Genomic DNA, 15,721 nt, shown 5'->3' with positions numbered 1-15,721 from the left:
CCGCTGCTGTCATCGTGTTGATGTGCCTTTGGGGGGCAATCGATGAAACGCAAACCGGATTTACTATGGATTTTGGTTATTTTGTTTGGCCTCGGCGTCGTGACCACCGGCTATGCCCAAAGCCTGTGGAACAACAAGACCGACGCGCCGATCGAAATCGCGCAACAGCAACAACACCACCAACTGCAGCCGTCGGCCTTCAAGCGCTGAACCTGTCTTCCGGACGCCGCTGATCGTGGTGGCGTCTAGCTTGCGAAATACCACGCCTTGTCGGTCACCGTTCCTTGCAACGGCACATCCCAGCTCGCTTGAGCCAATCGTTCGACCTTCTGACATTCATGGGCCAGCCCCAGCAGCGTCGGTTTGCGCCAGGTTTTGCGGCGCGCCAGGTACGCCAGGCTGCGGTCATAGAACCCACCGCCCATTCCCAAACGCCCGCCGACATCGTCAAACCCGACCAATGGCAGCAACACCAGGTCCAACGCCCAGACCTTGCGTTGCCGGCCGAGGTTGGCTTGCGGTTCGAGAATGCGGAAACGGTTGGGCTTGAGCTTTTCGCCCGGGCGAATGCGCTGGAAGACCATTTTGGTTCGCGGCCACGCGCTGAGCACCGGCAGGTAGGTGGCTTTGCCCCGGCGTTGTGCAGCACGCAGCAGTAGACGCGGGTCGATTTCACCGTCGGTGGGTAAATAGAGAGAGATGTGTCTGGCGCGGCGAAACAGCGGCTGCTGGGCCAATTGCTTGTATAGCCCGCGAGCGGCCTGGCGCTGCTGACTGGGTGTCAGTGCGCGGCGGGCCTTGCGCAGCATGCGTCGAAGTTGCGGGCGGGGAAGCAGCGCAGGTTCGGTCATGGATTCGGGCTTCGGCAGTGCGAGTACACAAAGCGTACTCGTAAAAAGCCGATGCCGGTATTTAAACCGGCATCGGACTGGAATCAGGCTCCCCGGATGAACCGCTGCTGACTTAGCCCTTGAACCCGAAAGTTCAAGGTGGAAGAAGCAGTAGGCTTTAAGGCTTTCCGTCTAGCGGACATGCACACCAGCCCAACGTGCAACTTCCAGGGTAGTGCGAATCGGCTCAGGGACATCGTCAACTGGCAAGCACCCCAGGGAGTGACGCGAGTATACCCCAAGCGATCCCACGAATCAGCCCTTGGTGACGTCCGGATCAGTTGCCAGCACCAGATCGACGCGGTCGAGCAGGTCGCGAACCTGCTCTCGGGTCGAACCGCTGGCCTGTACGTCCGGGCGTTCTTCCTTGTGCAGCAGGTCGTGGGTGATGTTCAGCGCGGCCATCACGGCGATGCGGTCGGCGCCGATGACTTTGCCGCTGCTGCGGATTTCGCGCATCTTGCCGTCCAGGTAACGGGCGGCACTCACCAGGTTGCTGCGCTCTTCCTGGGGGCAGATGATCGAATATTCTTTGTCGAGGATCTGCACGGTAACGCTATTGCTTGAACTCATGAGTCTTGCTCCAGGGCCTTGAGGCGCGAAATCATCGATTCGACCTTACGCCGGGCGATTTCGTTTTTTTCAATGAGGTGCGCGCGTTCCTCGCGCCAGGTCTTTTCCTGAGCTAATAGGAGTCCGTTTTGACTCTTTAGTTGCTCGACCCGGCTAATTAGTAGCTCGAGTCTGGCCATCAGCGCTTGCAGATCGGTGTCTTCCATTGTGTCCACTGAATATGTGTCTGATGGGTGGCAGGCTCTGTAGGAAACTGCCGACGCGTCGAGCGCGCTTAGTTTCTTACAGCCCCAGGCTGGTGGACAGCCTTTAATAGTCTTGGCGAGTCTGTCGATGTAGGATACAAGGCCTTCATTCTAGACATAGCGCCGTCTGGCGCCTAGCTGCCCATGCCCATTCAGAATTCCCCGTACCAAGCCTTCGCCACCCTGCTGAACACCAGCGGCCATTCCGTCTCGCCTGCCGAACTGCATGGCCTGTTGCTCGGCCGCAGTTGCGCCGGTGCCGGCTTCGAAGCCGACAGCTGGCTGGCCGATGCCGCCGAGCTGCTCGAAGGCGAGCCACAAGACAACGTTCGCAACGCCCTGATCGGCCTGCAAGAGATGGTCAAGGGCGAATTGACCGGCGACGACATGACCGTCGTTCTGCTGCTGCCAACCGACGACGCACCGCTGGCCGACCGCGCCGCCGCGCTGGGCCAATGGTGCCAGGGTTTCCTGACCGGCTTCGGTCTGACCCGTCGTGAATATGCCCTGACCACCGAAGCCACCGAAGTGCTGCAGGATCTGGCCGCCATCGCCCAGGTGCAAGATGCTCTGGAAGAGTCTGACGACGGCGAAAGCGATTACATGGAAGTGATGGAGTACCTGCGCGTTGCTCCATTGTTGCTGTTCACGGAAACCAAGAAAACCGACGAAGCCGCTGCTAAACCGTCGTTGCACTAATCGCCTGCCAGGGAAAGCCATCTGCCCATGATCCATATCCCGAAATCGGAATACAGCCGTCGCCGCAAGGCCTTGATGGCGCAGATGGAACCCAACAGCATCGCGATTCTGCCCGCCGCCGCGGTGGCCATTCGCAACCGCGACGTCGAGCACGTCTACCGTCAGGACAGCGACTTCCAGTACCTCAGCGGTTTCCCCGAGCCTCAAGCCGTCATCGTCCTGATGCCCGGCCGGGAGCACGGCGAATACCTGCTGTTTTGCCGGGAGCGCAACGCCGAACGAGAATTGTGGGACGGCCTGCGCGCCGGCCAGGAAGGCGCGATCCGCGACTTCGGCGCCGACGATGCATTCCCGATCACCGACATCGACGACATCTTGCCGGGCCTGATCGAAGGTCGCGACCGGGTCTACTCGGCCATGGGCAGCAACCCCGAATTTGATCGGCACCTGATGGACTGGATCAACGTGATCCGCTCTAAAGCGCACCTCGGCGCCCAGCCGCCGAACGAATTCGTTGCCCTGGATCATCTGCTTCACGACATGCGCCTGTATAAATCCGCGGCAGAAGTGAAGGTGATGCGCGAAGCCGCACGGATTTCTGCCCAGGCGCATATCCGCGCCATGCAGGCCAGCCGTGCCGGGCTGCATGAATTCAGCCTCGAAGCCGAGCTCGATTACGAATTCCGCAAGGGCGGGGCGAAGATGCCGGCGTATGGCTCGATCGTCGCGTCAGGGCGCAACAGCTGCATCCTGCATTACCAGCAGAATGACGCGGTCCTCAAGGACGGCGACCTGGTGTTGATCGATGCCGGATGCGAGATCGACTGCTACGCCAGCGACATCACCCGCACCTGGCCGGTCAGCGGCAAGTATTCAGCGGAGCAGAAGGCGATCTACGAATTGGTGTTGGCGTCTCAGGAAGCCGCGTTTGCCGAAATCGCCCCGAACAAACACTGGAATCAGGCCCACGAAGCCACGGTCCGGGTGATTACCGCCGGTCTGGTGAAGTTGGGCCTGTTGAAGGGGGACGTCGACGAACTGATCGCCAGCGAAGCCTATAAAGCGTTTTACATGCACCGCGCCGGCCACTGGCTGGGCATGGATGTGCATGACGTCGGCGAGTACAAGGTCGGCGGCGAATGGCGTGTGCTGGAAGTCGGCATGGCGCTGACCGTTGAGCCGGGGATCTACATCTCCCCGGACAACCAGAACGTGGCGAAGAAATGGCGTGGCATTGGCGTGCGCATCGAGGACGACGTGGTAGTGACCAAAACCGGTTGTGAAATCCTGACGAAAGGCGTGCCGAAAACGGTCGCCGACATCGAGGCCTTGATGGCACAAGCACGGACACAAGCGGCATGAGTCGAGTCAATCTGGCAATCATCGGCGGCGGCCTGGTCGGCGCAAGTCTGGCGTTGGCGTTGCAGGCCGGGGCCAAGGCCCGTGGCTGGAAGATCGTGTTGATCGAACCGTTCGCCCCCGGTGACACCTACCAACCGAGCTACGACGCCCGATCTTCGGCGCTGTCCTATGGCGCTCGGCAGATTTATCAACGGCTGGGCGTGTGGCAGGAAATCACCCGCCGGGCCGAGCCGATCAAGCAGATTCATGTGTCTGACCGTGGACGTTTCTCCACGGCACGGCTGTCGGCGATGGAAGAGGGTGTTCCGGCGCTGGGTTATGTGGTGGAAAACGCCTGGCTCGGCCAATGCTTGTGGCAAGGTCTGGACAAAGAAGTCGTCAGTTGGCGCTGCCCGGCGGAAGTCACCCGCATGGAACCGTTGACCGACGGTTATCGCCTGACCCTCAATGACGAAACCACTCTGGAATGCGACCTCGCGGTGCTCGCTGATGGCGGCCGTTCCGGTCTGCGCGAGCAACTGGGGATCGGCATCAAGAAGCGTCCGTACAACCAGAGCGCGCTGATCGCCAACATCACCCCGAGCGAATCCCACAACGGCATGGCGTTCGAGCGTTTCACCGACGAAGGCCCGATGGCGTTATTGCCGCTGCCGGACAACCGTTGCGCTTTGGTCTGGACCCGTTTGGGCATGGACGCGCAACGGCTGGCGGCCCTTGATGAAAAGAGCTTCCTCAGTGAGTTGCAAGGCGTGTTCGGTTATCGCCTCGGCACCTTGAAGCAGGTCGGCGCGCGGCATTTGTACCCGCTGACCTTGATCGAGGCCGAAGAGCAGGTGCGTCCGCATCTGGCGATTCTCGGCAACGCCGCCCACAGCCTGCACCCGATTGCCGGCCAAGGCTTCAACCTGTCCTTGCGCGATGCCCAGGCCCTGGCCGACGCGTTGCTGGCCAGCGAGACTTCGCCTGGCGACTTTGCGACGCTGCAGGCCTATCGCGAACGCCAGCGTATGGATCAGAACCTCACCGTCGGCTTCTCCGATCAGGTCACCCGGTTGTTCGGCAGCACCCAGCCGCTGGTCTCCCTGGGCCGCAACATCGGCCTGCTCGGCCTTGACCTGTTGCCGCCGGCCAAGCGCTGGTTCGCCCGCCAGGCCATGGGTTTGGGTACGCGTCCTGATGCTTAAGTGGCTGACCGCAAAATTCGGCAAGGCGCGGTTGATGCGCTGGGTCATGACGTTTTACCCGCCGTACTTCGGGGCCGGGGTGCGGGTTCGGCACATCAGCGATGACTTCCGCGACATTCAGGTGTCCATGGGGCTGGGCTGGTACAACCGCAACTACGTTGGCACTCAGTTCGGTGGCAGCCTGTATGCGATGGTCGACCCGTTCTACATGCTGATGCTGATGGAAAACCTCGGGCATCGGTACATCGTCTGGGACAAGGCGGCCGACATCGATTTCATTTCGCCGGGCAGAGGCCCGGTGTTCGCTCGCTTCAACATCGACGAAACCTTGCTCGACGAAATCCGCCGGCAGACCGCCGATGGCGAGAAATACCTGCCGCAGTTGCAGGTCGATATTCACGACGGCGCCGGCACCTTGGTGGCGCGGGTCGAAAAAACCCTTTACGTGCGGCTCAAGCCGCAAGCGAGACAGGCTTAAAGCATGGACATGCGCGCAGATCTGCTGATTGTCGGGGCCGGAATGGTCGGCAGCGCCCTGGCGCTGGCGTTGCAAGACAGTGGGCTGGAAGTCCTGCTGCTGGACGGCAGCCCCATGAGCGTCAAACCTTTCGACGGCGACGCGCCGTTCGAGCCGCGAGTGAGCGCCTTGTCGACCGCCAGTCAGCGCATCCTCGAACGCCTCGGCGTCTGGGACGGTATCGCCAGCCGACGCAGCAGCCCGTACACCGACATGCAGGTCTGGGACGGCAGCGGCACCGGACAAATCCACTTCTCGGCGGCCAGTGTGCACGCCGACGTGCTGGGGCATATCGTCGAGAACCGGGTGGTTCAGGACGCCTTGCTCGACCGCTTGCACGATTGCGACCTCGGAATGCTGGCCAATGCGCGCCTTGAGCAGATGCGCCGCTCCGGTGATGACTGGTTGTTGACCCTGGCTGATGGCCGCACCTTGCGCGCGCCGTTGGTGATCGCGGCGGATGGCGCCAATTCAGCAGTGCGACGCCTGACCGGTGTGGCCACCCGCGAGTGGGATTACTTGCACCACGCCATCGTCACCAGCGTGCGCAGCTCAAAACCGCATAAAATGACGGCTTGGCAGCGGTTTACCGACAACGGTCCGCTGGCCTTCTTGCCGCTGGAACGTGACGGTCAGCAGGATTGGTGCTCGATTGTCTGGTCGACCACGCCGAGCGAAGCCGAACGCCTGATGGCGCTGGATGGCGAAGGCTTCTGCCGCGAACTGGAACGGGCCTTCGAGGGCCGTTTGGGCACGGTAATCAGCGCCGATCCGCGTCTGTGCGTGCCGCTGCGTCAGCGCCACGCCAAACGCTATGTCGCGGAAGGCTTGGCACTGATCGGCGACGCGGCGCACACCATTCACCCGCTGGCCGGGCAGGGCGTGAACCTCGGTTTCCTTGATGCGGCGGTGCTGGCTGAAGTGCTGCTGCAAGCGGCTGAACGCGGCGAGCGCCTGGCGGATGTGAAAGTCCTCAGCCGTTACGAGCGTCGGCGCATGCCCCACAACCTGGCGTTGATGGCGGCGATGGAAGGCTTTGAACGGTTGTTCCAGGCCGATCCGCTGCCAGTGCGCTGGTTGCGTAACGCCGGATTGAAGCTGGTCGAGAAAATGCCCGAGGCCAAGGCGTTGTTTGTGCGTGAAGCGCTGGGGCTGACCGGGGATTTGCCGGCACTCGCCAAGGCTTGAAGTGGGCATGGCCCTGTGGCGAGGGGGCTTGCCCCCGTTCGAGCGCGAAGCGGTCGCAGGTTGGATTGCAGGTTTTGTCTGAAGATATGCAGGGACTGCTTCGCAGTCCAACGGGGGCAAGCCCCTCGCCACAGGGGTTGTGTCGGCGCCCTGTGCAACATCTGGTAACTCACCCGCGAACTGTTCGATTGAGAAGGTAAATGTGAGTCCTTATCATTTGGCCTCATTTTTTCAATCGAGAGACCGCTCCCATGTTGGCACCGAAGCGTCTACTGACCGCACTGGCCCTGACCCTGATCGGCAGCACCGCCGCCCAGGCCGCCGACGAGGTGGTGGTTTACTCCTCGCGTATCGACGAGTTGATCAAGCCAGTCTTCGATGCCTACACCGCGAAAACCGGTGTGCAGGTGAAGTTCATCACCGACAAGGAAGCGCCGTTGATGCAGCGCATCAAGGCCGAGGGCGAAAACGCCACCGCCGACCTGCTGCTCACCGTCGACGCCGGCAACCTCTGGCAGGCCGAGCAGATGGGCATCCTCCAGCCGTTCACCTCCAAAACCATCGACGCCAATATCCCGCTGCAGTACCGCGCGTCCTCCCACGCCTGGACCGGCCTGAGCCTGCGGGCGCGGACGATTGCTTATTCCACGGCCCGAGTGAAGCCGGGCGAGCTGACGACTTACGAAGCGCTGGCGGACAAGCAGTGGGAAGGTCGCCTGTGCCTGCGCACGGCGAAGAAGGTCTACAACCAGTCGCTGACCGCCACCATGATTGAAGTCCATGGCGCCGAGAAAACCGAGCAGATCCTCAAGGGCTGGGTGAGCAACCTGTCCACCGACGTGTTCTCCGATGACATCGCGGTACTGGACGCGATCAACGCCGGCCAATGCGACGTTGGCATCGTCAACACCTACTACTACGGCCGCCTCCACAAGCAGAAGCCTGATTTGGCGGTGAAGCTGTTCTGGCCGAATCAGGGCGACCGTGGCGTGCACGTCAACCTGTCGGGCATTGGCCTGACCAAGCATGCACCGCACCCGGAAGCAGCCAAGGCCTTGGTGGAGTGGATGACCACGCCGCAAGCGCAAAAGATTTTCGCTGACGTAAACCAGGAATTCCCGGCCAACCCTGCGGTTCAGCCATCTGCTGAAGTGGCGAGTTGGGGCAAGTTTGTCGCTGATACGTTGCCGGTGGAAATTGCCGGCAAGCGCCAGGCTGAAGCGATTCGCATGATGGATCGGGCCGGTTGGAACTGACGCCACTCCTTTGTGTTGGCGTTTGTTCGTGGTGAGGGGGCCTACCTGTGGCGAGGGAGCTTGCTCCCGCTGGCCTGCGAAGCGGCCCCAAAACCAGGCGGCGCGGTGCGTCAGTTAAATCGCATCCGCTGCTTTACGACTGCTGCGCAGCCGAGCGGGAGCAAGCTCCCTCGCCACAAAATGGAGCTGGTCGCAGACCTGCGTTAGCTCAAAATTTTCTAGAGAATCCCCTTGGCCCACCCCGCCCAACGCCGCTGGTATCCCCTGGTCTTCGTCATCGCTGCGTTGGTCCTGCTGCCCCTGAGCGTTCTGCTTTTCTCCTGGCAAACCATCGATCAACAGATCTGGTCCCACCTCTGGGACACCCAGATGCCACGCCTGCTGGGCAATACCCTGACGCTGGTGCTCGGCGTCGGTATCGGGGTGACGCTGTTGGGTGTGAGCCTGGCCTGGCTCACCAGCCTCTGCGAATTCCCCGGCCGGCGCTGGCTGGACTGGGCATTGATGCTGCCCTTTGCGATACCTGCCTATGTGTTGGCGTTCGTCTTTGTCGGCCTGTTGGACTTCGCCGGTCCCGTGCAAACCTTGCTACGGGAGTGGTTTGGCGCGGGGCTACGATTGCCGCGAGTGCGTTCCACCGGCGGTGTCATCCTCGTTCTGGTGCTGGTGTTCTACCCCTACGTTTACCTCTTGGCGCGCACCGCGTTTCTGGCCCAGGGCAAAGGCCTGATGGAGGCCGCTCGGGTTCTCGGGCAATCGCCATGGCAAGCGTTCTGGCGGGTGGCATTGCCGATGGCGCGCCCGGCCATCGGCGCTGGCGTGGCGTTGGCGCTGATGGAAACCCTGGCGGATTTCGGCGCAGTGTCGGTGTTCAACTTCGACACGTTCACCACCGCCATCTACAAGACCTGGTACGGCTTTTTCAGCCTGTCGACCGCCGCGCAACTGGCCAGCCTGTTGCTGCTGGTGGTGATGGTCGTGCTGTACGGCGAGCGCCGTGCCCGGGGGCGAATCGGGCGAGCAACGAGCGGCCACGGGTCAAGGCGTTGTATCACCTGCATGGCATCAAGGCGTTGGCGGCGATGAGTTGGTGCGGGCTGGTGTTCGCCTGCGCCTTTGTCATTCCGATGCTGCAACTGATGGTGTGGTTCTGGCAGCGCGGGCGCTTCGACCTGGATGAGCGTTACGCCGGGCTGATCGTCCACACCCTGTACCTGGGCGGCATGGCTGCGTTGATCACCGTCAGTGTTGCGCTGCTGCTGGCGTTTGCCCGACGACTGGCGCCGACCCGGGCGATCCGTTCCGGCGTCAGCCTGGCCAACCTTGGCTACGCCTTGCCTGGTTCGGTGCTGGCGGTGTCGATCATGCTGGCGTTCAGTTATCTGGATCGCGAACTGGTGATTCCGCTGTCGGGCTGGTTTGGCGGCGCGGGCAAGCCGTTACTGCTGGGCAGCCTGTCGGCGTTGTTGCTGGCCTATCTGGTGCGTTTCATCGCAGTGGCTTACGGCCCATTGGAAAGCAGTCTGGCGCGAATACGGCCTTCTTTGCCCGAAGCGGCACGTAGTCTTGGAGTGAGTGGGCCACGACTGTTTTTCAAAGTGTATCTGCCGCTTTTACTGCCCGGTACCTTGAGCGCCGCGTTGCTGGTGTTCGTCGATGTGCTTAAGGAAATGCCCGCCACCCTGCTGATGCGCCCGTTTGGCTGGGACACGCTGGCGGTGCGGATCTTCGAAATGACCAGCGAAGGAGAGTGGGCGAGGGCGTCGTTGCCGGCGCTGACCCTGGTTTTGGTCGGGCTGTTACCGGTTATCGGATTGATTCGACGTTCGGCGCATCGAAACGCCTAGGTGCCAGTCCTACACCTTGCGGCTACAATGCGCGGCATTCGGTGCGGTCCGTCTGACAGATCAGGTAGCTGAAATCGGCTGTAGGCCTTCTATTTCAAGGCTTTCACCCGTGCAGTGCTTGTCCGCACCTTCGCCACGCCCGGAAGGAGAAACCCATGGGACAGCGTACGCCTCTGTATGACCTTCATCTCGCCCTCGGCGCGAAGATGGTCGATTTTGGCGGTTGGGATATGCCACTGCATTACGGCTCGCAGGTCGAGGAACACCACCAGGTGCGCCGCGATTGCGGGGTTTTCGATGTATCCCACATGACCGTGATCGATGTCGACGGCCCCCAGGCCAAGGCCTGGCTCCAGCATTTGCTGGCCAATGACGTCGGACGCCTGCACAGCTCCGGCCGTGCCCTGTACAGCACCATGCTCAACGAGCACGGCGGTATCGTCGACGACATGCTCGTCTACCGTCTCGACGACGGCTATCGGCTGGTGGTCAACGCCTCCACCCGCGATCAGGACCTGGCCTGGATGCAGGCGCATCTCGGCGGCTTCAAAGTCCAGATCCATGAGCGTTCCGAGATGGCGATGCTGGCTATTCAAGGTCCGCAGGCCCGGCACAAGATTGCCGAACTGGTCACCCAGTCCCGCGGAAACCTGATCCAGATCCTCAAACCCTTCGAAGGTCAGCCTGATGGCGACTGGTTTATCGCGCGCACCGGTTACACCGGCGAAGACGGGCTGGAAATCGTTCTGCCAGCGGATCAGGCGCCAGGTTTCTTCAATGACCTGGTCGGCGCCGGCATCTCTCCTATCGGTCTTGGCGCCCGGGACACCTTGCGTGTCGAGGCCGGGATGAACCTCTACGGTCAGGACATTCATCAAGACGTCTCACCGCTGGCCTCTAATATGGCCGGGAGCATTGCCTGGGAGCCGGCCACTCGCCAGTTCATTGGTCGTGCGGCCCTGGAAGCCGAAAGGGCCAACGGCGTACAGCACAAACTGGTCGGTCTGGTGCTTGAGGAGCGTGGGGTTTTACGCGCTCATCAAGTCGTCCGTATCGCCAATGTTGGCGAAGGGGAGATCACCAGTGGTAGTTTCTCTCCTACGCTAAGCAAGTCGATTGCACTGGCGCGCGTGCCGATGGCGACAGCCGACCGCGCAGAAGTGGAAATCCGTGGCAAGTGGTACCCGGTCCGAGTGGTCAAACCGACCTTCGTACGCCACGGCAAAACCTTGATTTAAACTTTTCCGGCGGGCAACGACCGCTGACATTCTTCTTGAGGACACAGAACATGAGCGATATCCCTGCCGACCTGCGTTTCGCCGAAAGTCACGAATGGGCCCGTCTGGAAGCCGATGGCACCGTCACCGTGGGCATCAGCGATCACGCACAGGAAGCCTTGGGCGACGTGGTGTTCGTTGAGTTGACTGAAGTCGGCAATGTGTTTGCTGCCGAAGATCAGGCAGGTGTGGTGGAGTCGGTTAAAGCGGCTTCCGACATCTACTCCCCGATTGCCGGTGAAGTGATTGCGGTCAACGAAGAGCTGAGCGCCAACCCGGAATTGCTCAACTCCGAGCCGTACAACGCCTGGATCTTCAAACTCAAGCCAAGCAACACGGCTGACCTGGAAAAGCTGCTTGATGCAGCTGGCTACAAAGCCGCCATCGGCGAGTAATCCTCGCCCAATGTAGGAGCTACCGAAGGCTCGGCCGCCTTCGGCAGCTCCTACACAGGTTGGTTTACGGCTTCAATACAGCTTTTACCGCTGCCACGGACTGCTCGACATCCGCTTTGCTCATCGCCGTAAACATCGGCAGCGAAACGATCAAACGGCCGACGCGTTCTGCCACCGGGAACATCCCTTCCTTGAAACCGCGCTCGCGGTAAAGACTCAGCAAGTGAATCGGCGGGTAGTGATAACCGATGCCGACGCCCAGTGCCTGCATCTGCTCCATGAACGTGGCCCGTGCCGGTTGGCCGTCCTTGCGCTCAGGCAGCACCAGTTGGAACAAATGCCAGTTGCTGTTCTCGAAATCCGCCGGCGGCAGTTGCGCCCCGTACTGCGCTTCGAAATCCGCGCCGAAACAGGCGAAATAATGCTTGGCCAGCTCACGACGATGAGCAGTGATCGCCTCGATGTGAGCAAATTGCCCCAGGCCAATGGCCGCCGCAACATCGGTCATGTTGAACTTGCCGCCCAGCACATCCACGTCCAGACCATCAAAACCCGTGCGGGTGACGCCCTGCAAACGGTACTTCTCCGCCAGTCGCACTTCCTCAGGCGTGTTCAGTACCAGGCAACCGCCCTCCGACGAGGTGACGTTCTTGTTCGCCTGGAAACTGAACGACACGAAGTCGCCTGTCGCGCCGATGCGTTGGCCATTCCAGCTCGAACCCAGGGCTTGAGCGGCGTCTTCGACTATCCGCAGGCCATGCTTTTTGGCAATCGCATACAGCCGGCTCATGTCTACCGGCAAACCGGCGAGGTACACCGGAATGATGGCTTTGGTGCGCGGGGTGATCGCGGCTTCCAACTGATCCAGATCGATATTGCGGGTGATCGGGTCGATGTCGGCAAACACCGGCGTGGCGCCCACTTCCAGAATCACGTTGGCGGTGGCGACCCAGGAAATCGGCGTGGTGATCACTTCATCGCCTGGCCCGATGCCGGCGATGCGCAAAGCGATTTCCATGGTGCAGGTACCGGAGTTGAACGTGCGCACCGGGCGCCCGCCAAAGAACTCCGACAGTTGCGCTTCAAAGGCCTGGACCTTGGGGCCGCTGGTGATCCAGCCCGAACGCAATACATCACCGACCGCCACAATCGTGGCTTCGTCGATGGTGGGTTTGGAAAACGGCAAAAATGGCAGTTGGCTCATAAACAGTAGACACCTGATTGGCGGACATTAGGCATGCGCCGCACATGATGATCCGGTTTGAGCGAAGGCGCCACGCCATCTGCTCGGGTATCGACTGCTATGCTGGTTTGACCGTGTTGCATCGACGCTGAGCGCCAGTCAAGAGAGAGCCCGTCATGTCCCAATTTCCGTCCTTGAGCCAGTTACGCGACCCCAATACTTTCCTGCGTCGCCACTTGGGCCCCGATGCCGCCGAACAGCAGGCGATGCTCGACAGCCTCGGCCTCGGCAGCCGGGTCGAACTGATCGAACAAACCGTGCCGCCAGGCATTCGCCTCAACCGTGAACTGGACTTGCCGCCAGCCCTCGACGAAGAAGCGGCGGTGGCCAAGCTGCGCGGTTATGCCGAACAGAACCAGGTCTGGACCAGCCTGATCGGCATGGGTTACCACGGCACCCTTACGCCGACCGTCATCCTGCGTAACGTGCTGGAAAATCCCGGTTGGTACACCGCTTACACGCCTTATCAGCCCGAGATTGCCCAGGGGCGGCTCGAAGCGCTGCTCAACTTCCAGCAATTGACCATCGACCTTACGGGCCTGGAGCTGGCTAACGCCTCGTTGCTGGATGAAGCCACGGCTGCCGCTGAAGCCATGGCGTTGGCCAAGCGGGTCGCCAAGTCCAAGAGCAATCTGTTTTTCGTCGACGAGAACTGCCATCCGCAGACCATTTCCGTGGTCCGGACCCGGGCCGAAGGTTTCGGTTTCGAGTTGATCATCGACGCTGTGGATAACCTGAAGCAGCACCAGGTTTTTGGTGCGTTGCTGCAGTATCCCGACACTCACGGCGAGATTCGTGATCTGCGGCCACTGATCGATCACTTGCATGCCCAGCAGGCGCTGGCCTGTGTGGCGACTGACCTCCTGAGTTTGTTAATGCTGACCCCGCCGGGAGAGCTGGGCGCCGATGTGGTATTTGGTTCGTCCCAGCGGTTCGGCGTACCGATGGGCTACGGCGGTCCGCATGCAGCGTTTTTTGCCAGCCGTGATGAGTACAAACGGGCGATTCCAGGGCGGATCATCGGCGTGTCGAAAGATGCCCGTGGCAACGTCGCCCTGCGCATGGCCCTGCAAACCCGCGAGCAGCACATCCGCCGGGACAAGGCAACCTCGAACATCTGCACCGCCCAGGTGCTCCTCGCCAGTCATCGCGGGCATGTACGCGGTCTACCATGGCCCGGAAGGGCTGAAACGGATTGCTCAACGCGTGCATCGGCTGACTTGTATCCTCGCCGCCGGCCTTGAGCGTCATGGCGTTACCCGCCTCAACAAACAGTTTTTCGACACCCTGACCCTGGAGGTCGGCGGAACGCAAACCGCGATCATCGAAAGCGCCCAAGCGGCGCAGATCAATTTGCGTATTCTCGGACGCGGGCAACTGGGCCTGAGTCTTGATGAAACGTGCGATGAGTCCACTGTCGCGAAGCTGTTCGATGTATTCCTCGGTGCCGATCATGGGCTTAACGTCGACGAACTCGACGCTGAAACCCTGGTCTGCGGCATTCCTGACGGATTGTTGCGCACCACGCCTTATCTGCGTCACCCGGTGTTCAGCGCCCATCACAGCGAAACCGAGATGCTGCGCTACCTCAAGCAGTTGGAGAACAAGGACCTGGCGCTCGAACCGCGGCATGATCCCACTCGGCTCCTGCACCATGAAGCTCAATGCCACCAGCGAGATGATCCCCATCACCTGGCCGCAATTCGCCAACCTGCACCCGTTTGTGCCCAAGGAGCAGGCGGCGGGTTATGCGCTGTTGATCGAGGAGCTGGAGCGCTGGCTTTGCGCGATCACCGGTTTTGATGCGATCTGCATGCAGCCCAACTCCGGCGCCCAGGGTGAGTACGCGGGGTTGCTGGCGATTCGCAAATATCACGAGAGTCGGCATCAAGGCGCCCGGGATATCTGTTTGATCCCGTCCTCGGCCCACGGCACCAACCCGGCCTCGGCGCAAATGGCCGGGATGCGGGTGGTGATCGTTGAGTGTGACGAGGCGGGCAACGTCGATTTGGACGACCTGAAGGGCAAAGCGTCAGCAGCGGGGGACAAACTCGCCTGTCTGATGGCGACTTATCCTTCGACCCACGGCGTCTATGAGGAAGGCATCAGCGAGATCTGTGAAGTTATCCACAGCCATGGCGGCCAGGTTTACATGGACGGTGCCAACCTTAATGCCCAGGTCGGCCTGGCGCGACCGGCTGATATTGGCGCCGATGTGTCCCACATGAACCTGCACAAAACCTTCTGCATTCCCCACGGTGGCGGCGGGCCGGGCATGGGGCCGATTGGTGTGCGCGCGCATCTGGCGCCGTTTGTGGCCAATCACCCGGTGGTGCCGATCGACGGTCCGCAGCCGCAGAACGGCGCAGTCAGCGCCGCGCCTTGGGGCAGCGCGAGTATTTTGCCGATCAGTTGGATGTACATCGCCATGATGGGGCCGCAATTGGCGGATGCCAGCGAGGTGGCGATTCTGGCCGCAAATTACTTGGCGCAGCATTTGTCCGGCGCTTTCCCGGTGCTCTACACCGGGCGCAACGAGCGGGTGGCCCATGAATGCATTCTGGATCTGCGACCGCTCAAGGCGCTGACCGGGATTAGCGAGGAGGACGTCGCCAAGCGCCTCGATCGACTACGGCTTCCACGCGCCGACCATGTCCTTTCCGGTGCCGGGGACGTTGATGGTCGAACCGACCGAGAGCGAATCGAAGGCTGAACTGGACCGCTTTATCGCGGCGATGCTGAGCATTCGCGCAGAAATCACCGAAGTGCAAAACGGTCATTGGGACGCTGAGGACAATCCGTTGAAACGCTCACCGCACACCCTGGCTGATATCACCGGGGTCTGGGAGCGGCCTTACACCATCGAACAAGCGGTGACGCCGGATGCGCACACCAAGGCGCACAAGTATTGGCCAGCGGTGAACCGTGTCGATAACGTTTATGGCGACCGGAATCTGTTTTGCGCGTGCGTGCCGGTGGATGATTACCGCTGATCTACCGGTTTACACCTATCCAATGTGGGAGCGGGCTTGCTCGCGAAAGCGG

General features: G+C 61.2%; 13 protein-coding genes, 1 other RNA gene and 2 pseudogenes. 11 read left to right on the top strand and 5 right to left on the bottom strand.

Annotation, left to right across the window (positions count from 1 at the left end):
• Positions 1-42: 42 nt before the first annotated feature.
• Positions 43-210 (top strand): hypothetical protein, encoded by a 168-nt coding sequence (locus RHM58_RS06820; protein WP_201198757.1) that lies wholly within the window; start codon positions 43-45, stop codon positions 208-210.
• A gap of 35 nt (positions 211-245) precedes the next feature.
• On the opposite strand, the gene RHM58_RS06815 is transcribed toward RHM58_RS06820, so the two are convergent.
• The 4 genes from RHM58_RS06815 to RHM58_RS06800 form a co-directional block, all read right to left on the bottom strand.
• Positions 246-851: a 5-formyltetrahydrofolate cyclo-ligase gene (locus RHM58_RS06815; protein WP_201198755.1), complete on the bottom strand. Its 606-nt coding sequence runs from the start codon at positions 849-851 to the stop codon at positions 246-248.
• A gap of 85 nt (positions 852-936) precedes the next feature.
• A non-coding RNA gene (gene ssrS / locus RHM58_RS06810) (6S RNA) lies at positions 937-1,115 on the bottom strand.
• A gap of 30 nt (positions 1,116-1,145) precedes the next feature.
• Positions 1,146-1,463 (bottom strand): cell division protein ZapA, encoded by a 318-nt coding sequence (locus RHM58_RS06805; RefSeq protein WP_007942435.1) that lies wholly within the window; start codon positions 1,461-1,463, stop codon positions 1,146-1,148.
• Positions 1,460-1,669 carry a TIGR02449 family protein gene (locus tag RHM58_RS06800; RefSeq protein WP_007942437.1) on the bottom strand — a complete coding sequence of 70 codons (210 nt, stop codon included), beginning with the start codon at positions 1,667-1,669 and terminating at the stop codon, positions 1,460-1,462. The genes RHM58_RS06805 and RHM58_RS06800 overlap by 4 nt, the downstream gene beginning before the upstream one ends.
• 183 nt (positions 1,670-1,852) lie before the next feature.
• Here RHM58_RS06800 and RHM58_RS06795 point away from each other — a divergent pair, with 183 nt between their 5' ends.
• The 9 genes and pseudogenes from RHM58_RS06795 (at position 1,853) to gcvH (ending at position 11,433) form a co-directional block, all read left to right on the top strand.
• Entirely contained in the window at positions 1,853-2,407 is a 555-nt protein-coding gene (locus RHM58_RS06795; protein WP_201198753.1) for a YecA family protein, read from the top strand.
• A gap of 27 nt (positions 2,408-2,434) precedes the next feature.
• Positions 2,435-3,769 carry a Xaa-Pro aminopeptidase gene (gene pepP / locus RHM58_RS06790; RefSeq protein WP_201198751.1) on the top strand — a complete coding sequence of 445 codons (1,335 nt, stop codon included), beginning with the start codon at positions 2,435-2,437 and terminating at the stop codon, positions 3,767-3,769.
• On the top strand, positions 3,766-4,953 hold the full coding sequence (ubiH, locus tag RHM58_RS06785) for a 2-octaprenyl-6-methoxyphenyl hydroxylase (RefSeq protein ID WP_201198749.1): 1,188 nt from the start codon (positions 3,766-3,768) through the stop codon (positions 4,951-4,953). Before pepP ends, ubiH begins: the two co-directional genes overlap by 4 nt.
• Positions 4,946-5,431: a DUF4442 domain-containing protein gene (locus RHM58_RS06780; RefSeq protein ID WP_201198747.1), complete on the top strand. Its 486-nt coding sequence runs from the start codon at positions 4,946-4,948 to the stop codon at positions 5,429-5,431. The genes ubiH and RHM58_RS06780 overlap by 8 nt, the downstream gene beginning before the upstream one ends.
• A gap of 9 nt (positions 5,432-5,440) precedes the next feature.
• The gene (locus RHM58_RS06775; protein ID WP_322270818.1) at positions 5,441-6,658 is read left to right on the top strand and encodes a 2-octaprenyl-3-methyl-6-methoxy-1,4-benzoquinol hydroxylase; all 1,218 of its coding nucleotides are present in this window, start codon (positions 5,441-5,443) and stop codon (positions 6,656-6,658) included.
• Positions 6,659-6,909: 251 nt separating this feature from the next.
• The gene (locus RHM58_RS06770) at positions 6,910-7,914 is read left to right on the top strand and encodes an extracellular solute-binding protein (RefSeq protein ID WP_322269922.1); all 1,005 of its coding nucleotides are present in this window, start codon (positions 6,910-6,912) and stop codon (positions 7,912-7,914) included.
• Between the two features lie 231 nt (positions 7,915-8,145).
• Positions 8,146-9,761 (top strand): annotated as a pseudogene (locus RHM58_RS06765) (ABC transporter permease).
• 155 nt (positions 9,762-9,916) lie between these two features.
• Complete coding sequence (gcvT, locus tag RHM58_RS06760) at positions 9,917-10,999, top strand: glycine cleavage system aminomethyltransferase GcvT (RefSeq protein WP_201198739.1); 1,083 nt, start codon at positions 9,917-9,919, stop codon at positions 10,997-10,999.
• 50 nt (positions 11,000-11,049) lie between these two features.
• Positions 11,050-11,433, top strand: a complete 384-nt coding sequence (gcvH, locus tag RHM58_RS06755) for a glycine cleavage system protein GcvH (RefSeq protein WP_201198737.1) — start codon at positions 11,050-11,052, stop codon at positions 11,431-11,433.
• A 64-nt stretch (positions 11,434-11,497) separates the two neighbouring features.
• Here gcvH and RHM58_RS06750 read toward each other — a convergent pair whose 3' ends face one another.
• A complete protein-coding gene (locus tag RHM58_RS06750; protein ID WP_322269921.1) occupies positions 11,498-12,637 on the bottom strand; it encodes a DegT/DnrJ/EryC1/StrS family aminotransferase in 1,140 nt (379 codons plus the stop codon).
• 155 nt (positions 12,638-12,792) lie between these two features.
• Between RHM58_RS06750 and gcvP the strand changes: the two are divergent.
• Positions 12,793-15,669: pseudogene (gene gcvP, locus RHM58_RS06745) on the top strand (aminomethyl-transferring glycine dehydrogenase).
• Positions 15,670-15,721 lie beyond the last annotated feature (52 nt).

This window comes from Pseudomonas sp. 10S4 (genome assembly GCF_034344865.1).
In the GTDB taxonomy this organism is placed as follows: domain Bacteria; phylum Pseudomonadota; class Gammaproteobacteria; order Pseudomonadales; family Pseudomonadaceae; genus Aquipseudomonas.
This window is presented reverse-complemented; position numbering and strand designations above follow the sequence as displayed.

Excerpts from the sequence above, each read along its gene's own strand:
- RHM58_RS06820 (WP_201198757.1), top strand. The coding sequence starts at position 43 with ATGAAACGCAAACCGGATTTACTATGGATTTTGGTTATTTTGTTTGGC.
- RHM58_RS06815 (WP_201198755.1), bottom strand. The coding sequence starts at position 851 with ATGACCGAACCTGCGCTGCTTCCCCGCCCGCAACTTCGACGCATGCTG.
- RHM58_RS06805 (WP_007942435.1), bottom strand. The coding sequence starts at position 1,463 with ATGAGTTCAAGCAATAGCGTTACCGTGCAGATCCTCGACAAAGAATAT.
- RHM58_RS06800 (WP_007942437.1), bottom strand. The coding sequence starts at position 1,669 with ATGGAAGACACCGATCTGCAAGCGCTGATGGCCAGACTCGAGCTACTA.
- RHM58_RS06795 (WP_201198753.1), top strand. The coding sequence starts at position 1,853 with ATGCCCATTCAGAATTCCCCGTACCAAGCCTTCGCCACCCTGCTGAAC.
- pepP (WP_201198751.1), top strand. The coding sequence starts at position 2,435 with ATGATCCATATCCCGAAATCGGAATACAGCCGTCGCCGCAAGGCCTTG.
- ubiH (WP_201198749.1), top strand. The coding sequence starts at position 3,766 with ATGAGTCGAGTCAATCTGGCAATCATCGGCGGCGGCCTGGTCGGCGCA.
- RHM58_RS06780 (WP_201198747.1), top strand. The coding sequence starts at position 4,946 with ATGCTTAAGTGGCTGACCGCAAAATTCGGCAAGGCGCGGTTGATGCGC.
- RHM58_RS06775 (WP_322270818.1), top strand. The coding sequence starts at position 5,441 with ATGCGCGCAGATCTGCTGATTGTCGGGGCCGGAATGGTCGGCAGCGCC.
- RHM58_RS06770 (WP_322269922.1), top strand. The coding sequence starts at position 6,910 with ATGTTGGCACCGAAGCGTCTACTGACCGCACTGGCCCTGACCCTGATC.
- gcvT (WP_201198739.1), top strand. The coding sequence starts at position 9,917 with ATGGGACAGCGTACGCCTCTGTATGACCTTCATCTCGCCCTCGGCGCG.
- gcvH (WP_201198737.1), top strand. The coding sequence starts at position 11,050 with ATGAGCGATATCCCTGCCGACCTGCGTTTCGCCGAAAGTCACGAATGG.
- RHM58_RS06750 (WP_322269921.1), bottom strand. The coding sequence starts at position 12,637 with ATGAGCCAACTGCCATTTTTGCCGTTTTCCAAACCCACCATCGACGAA.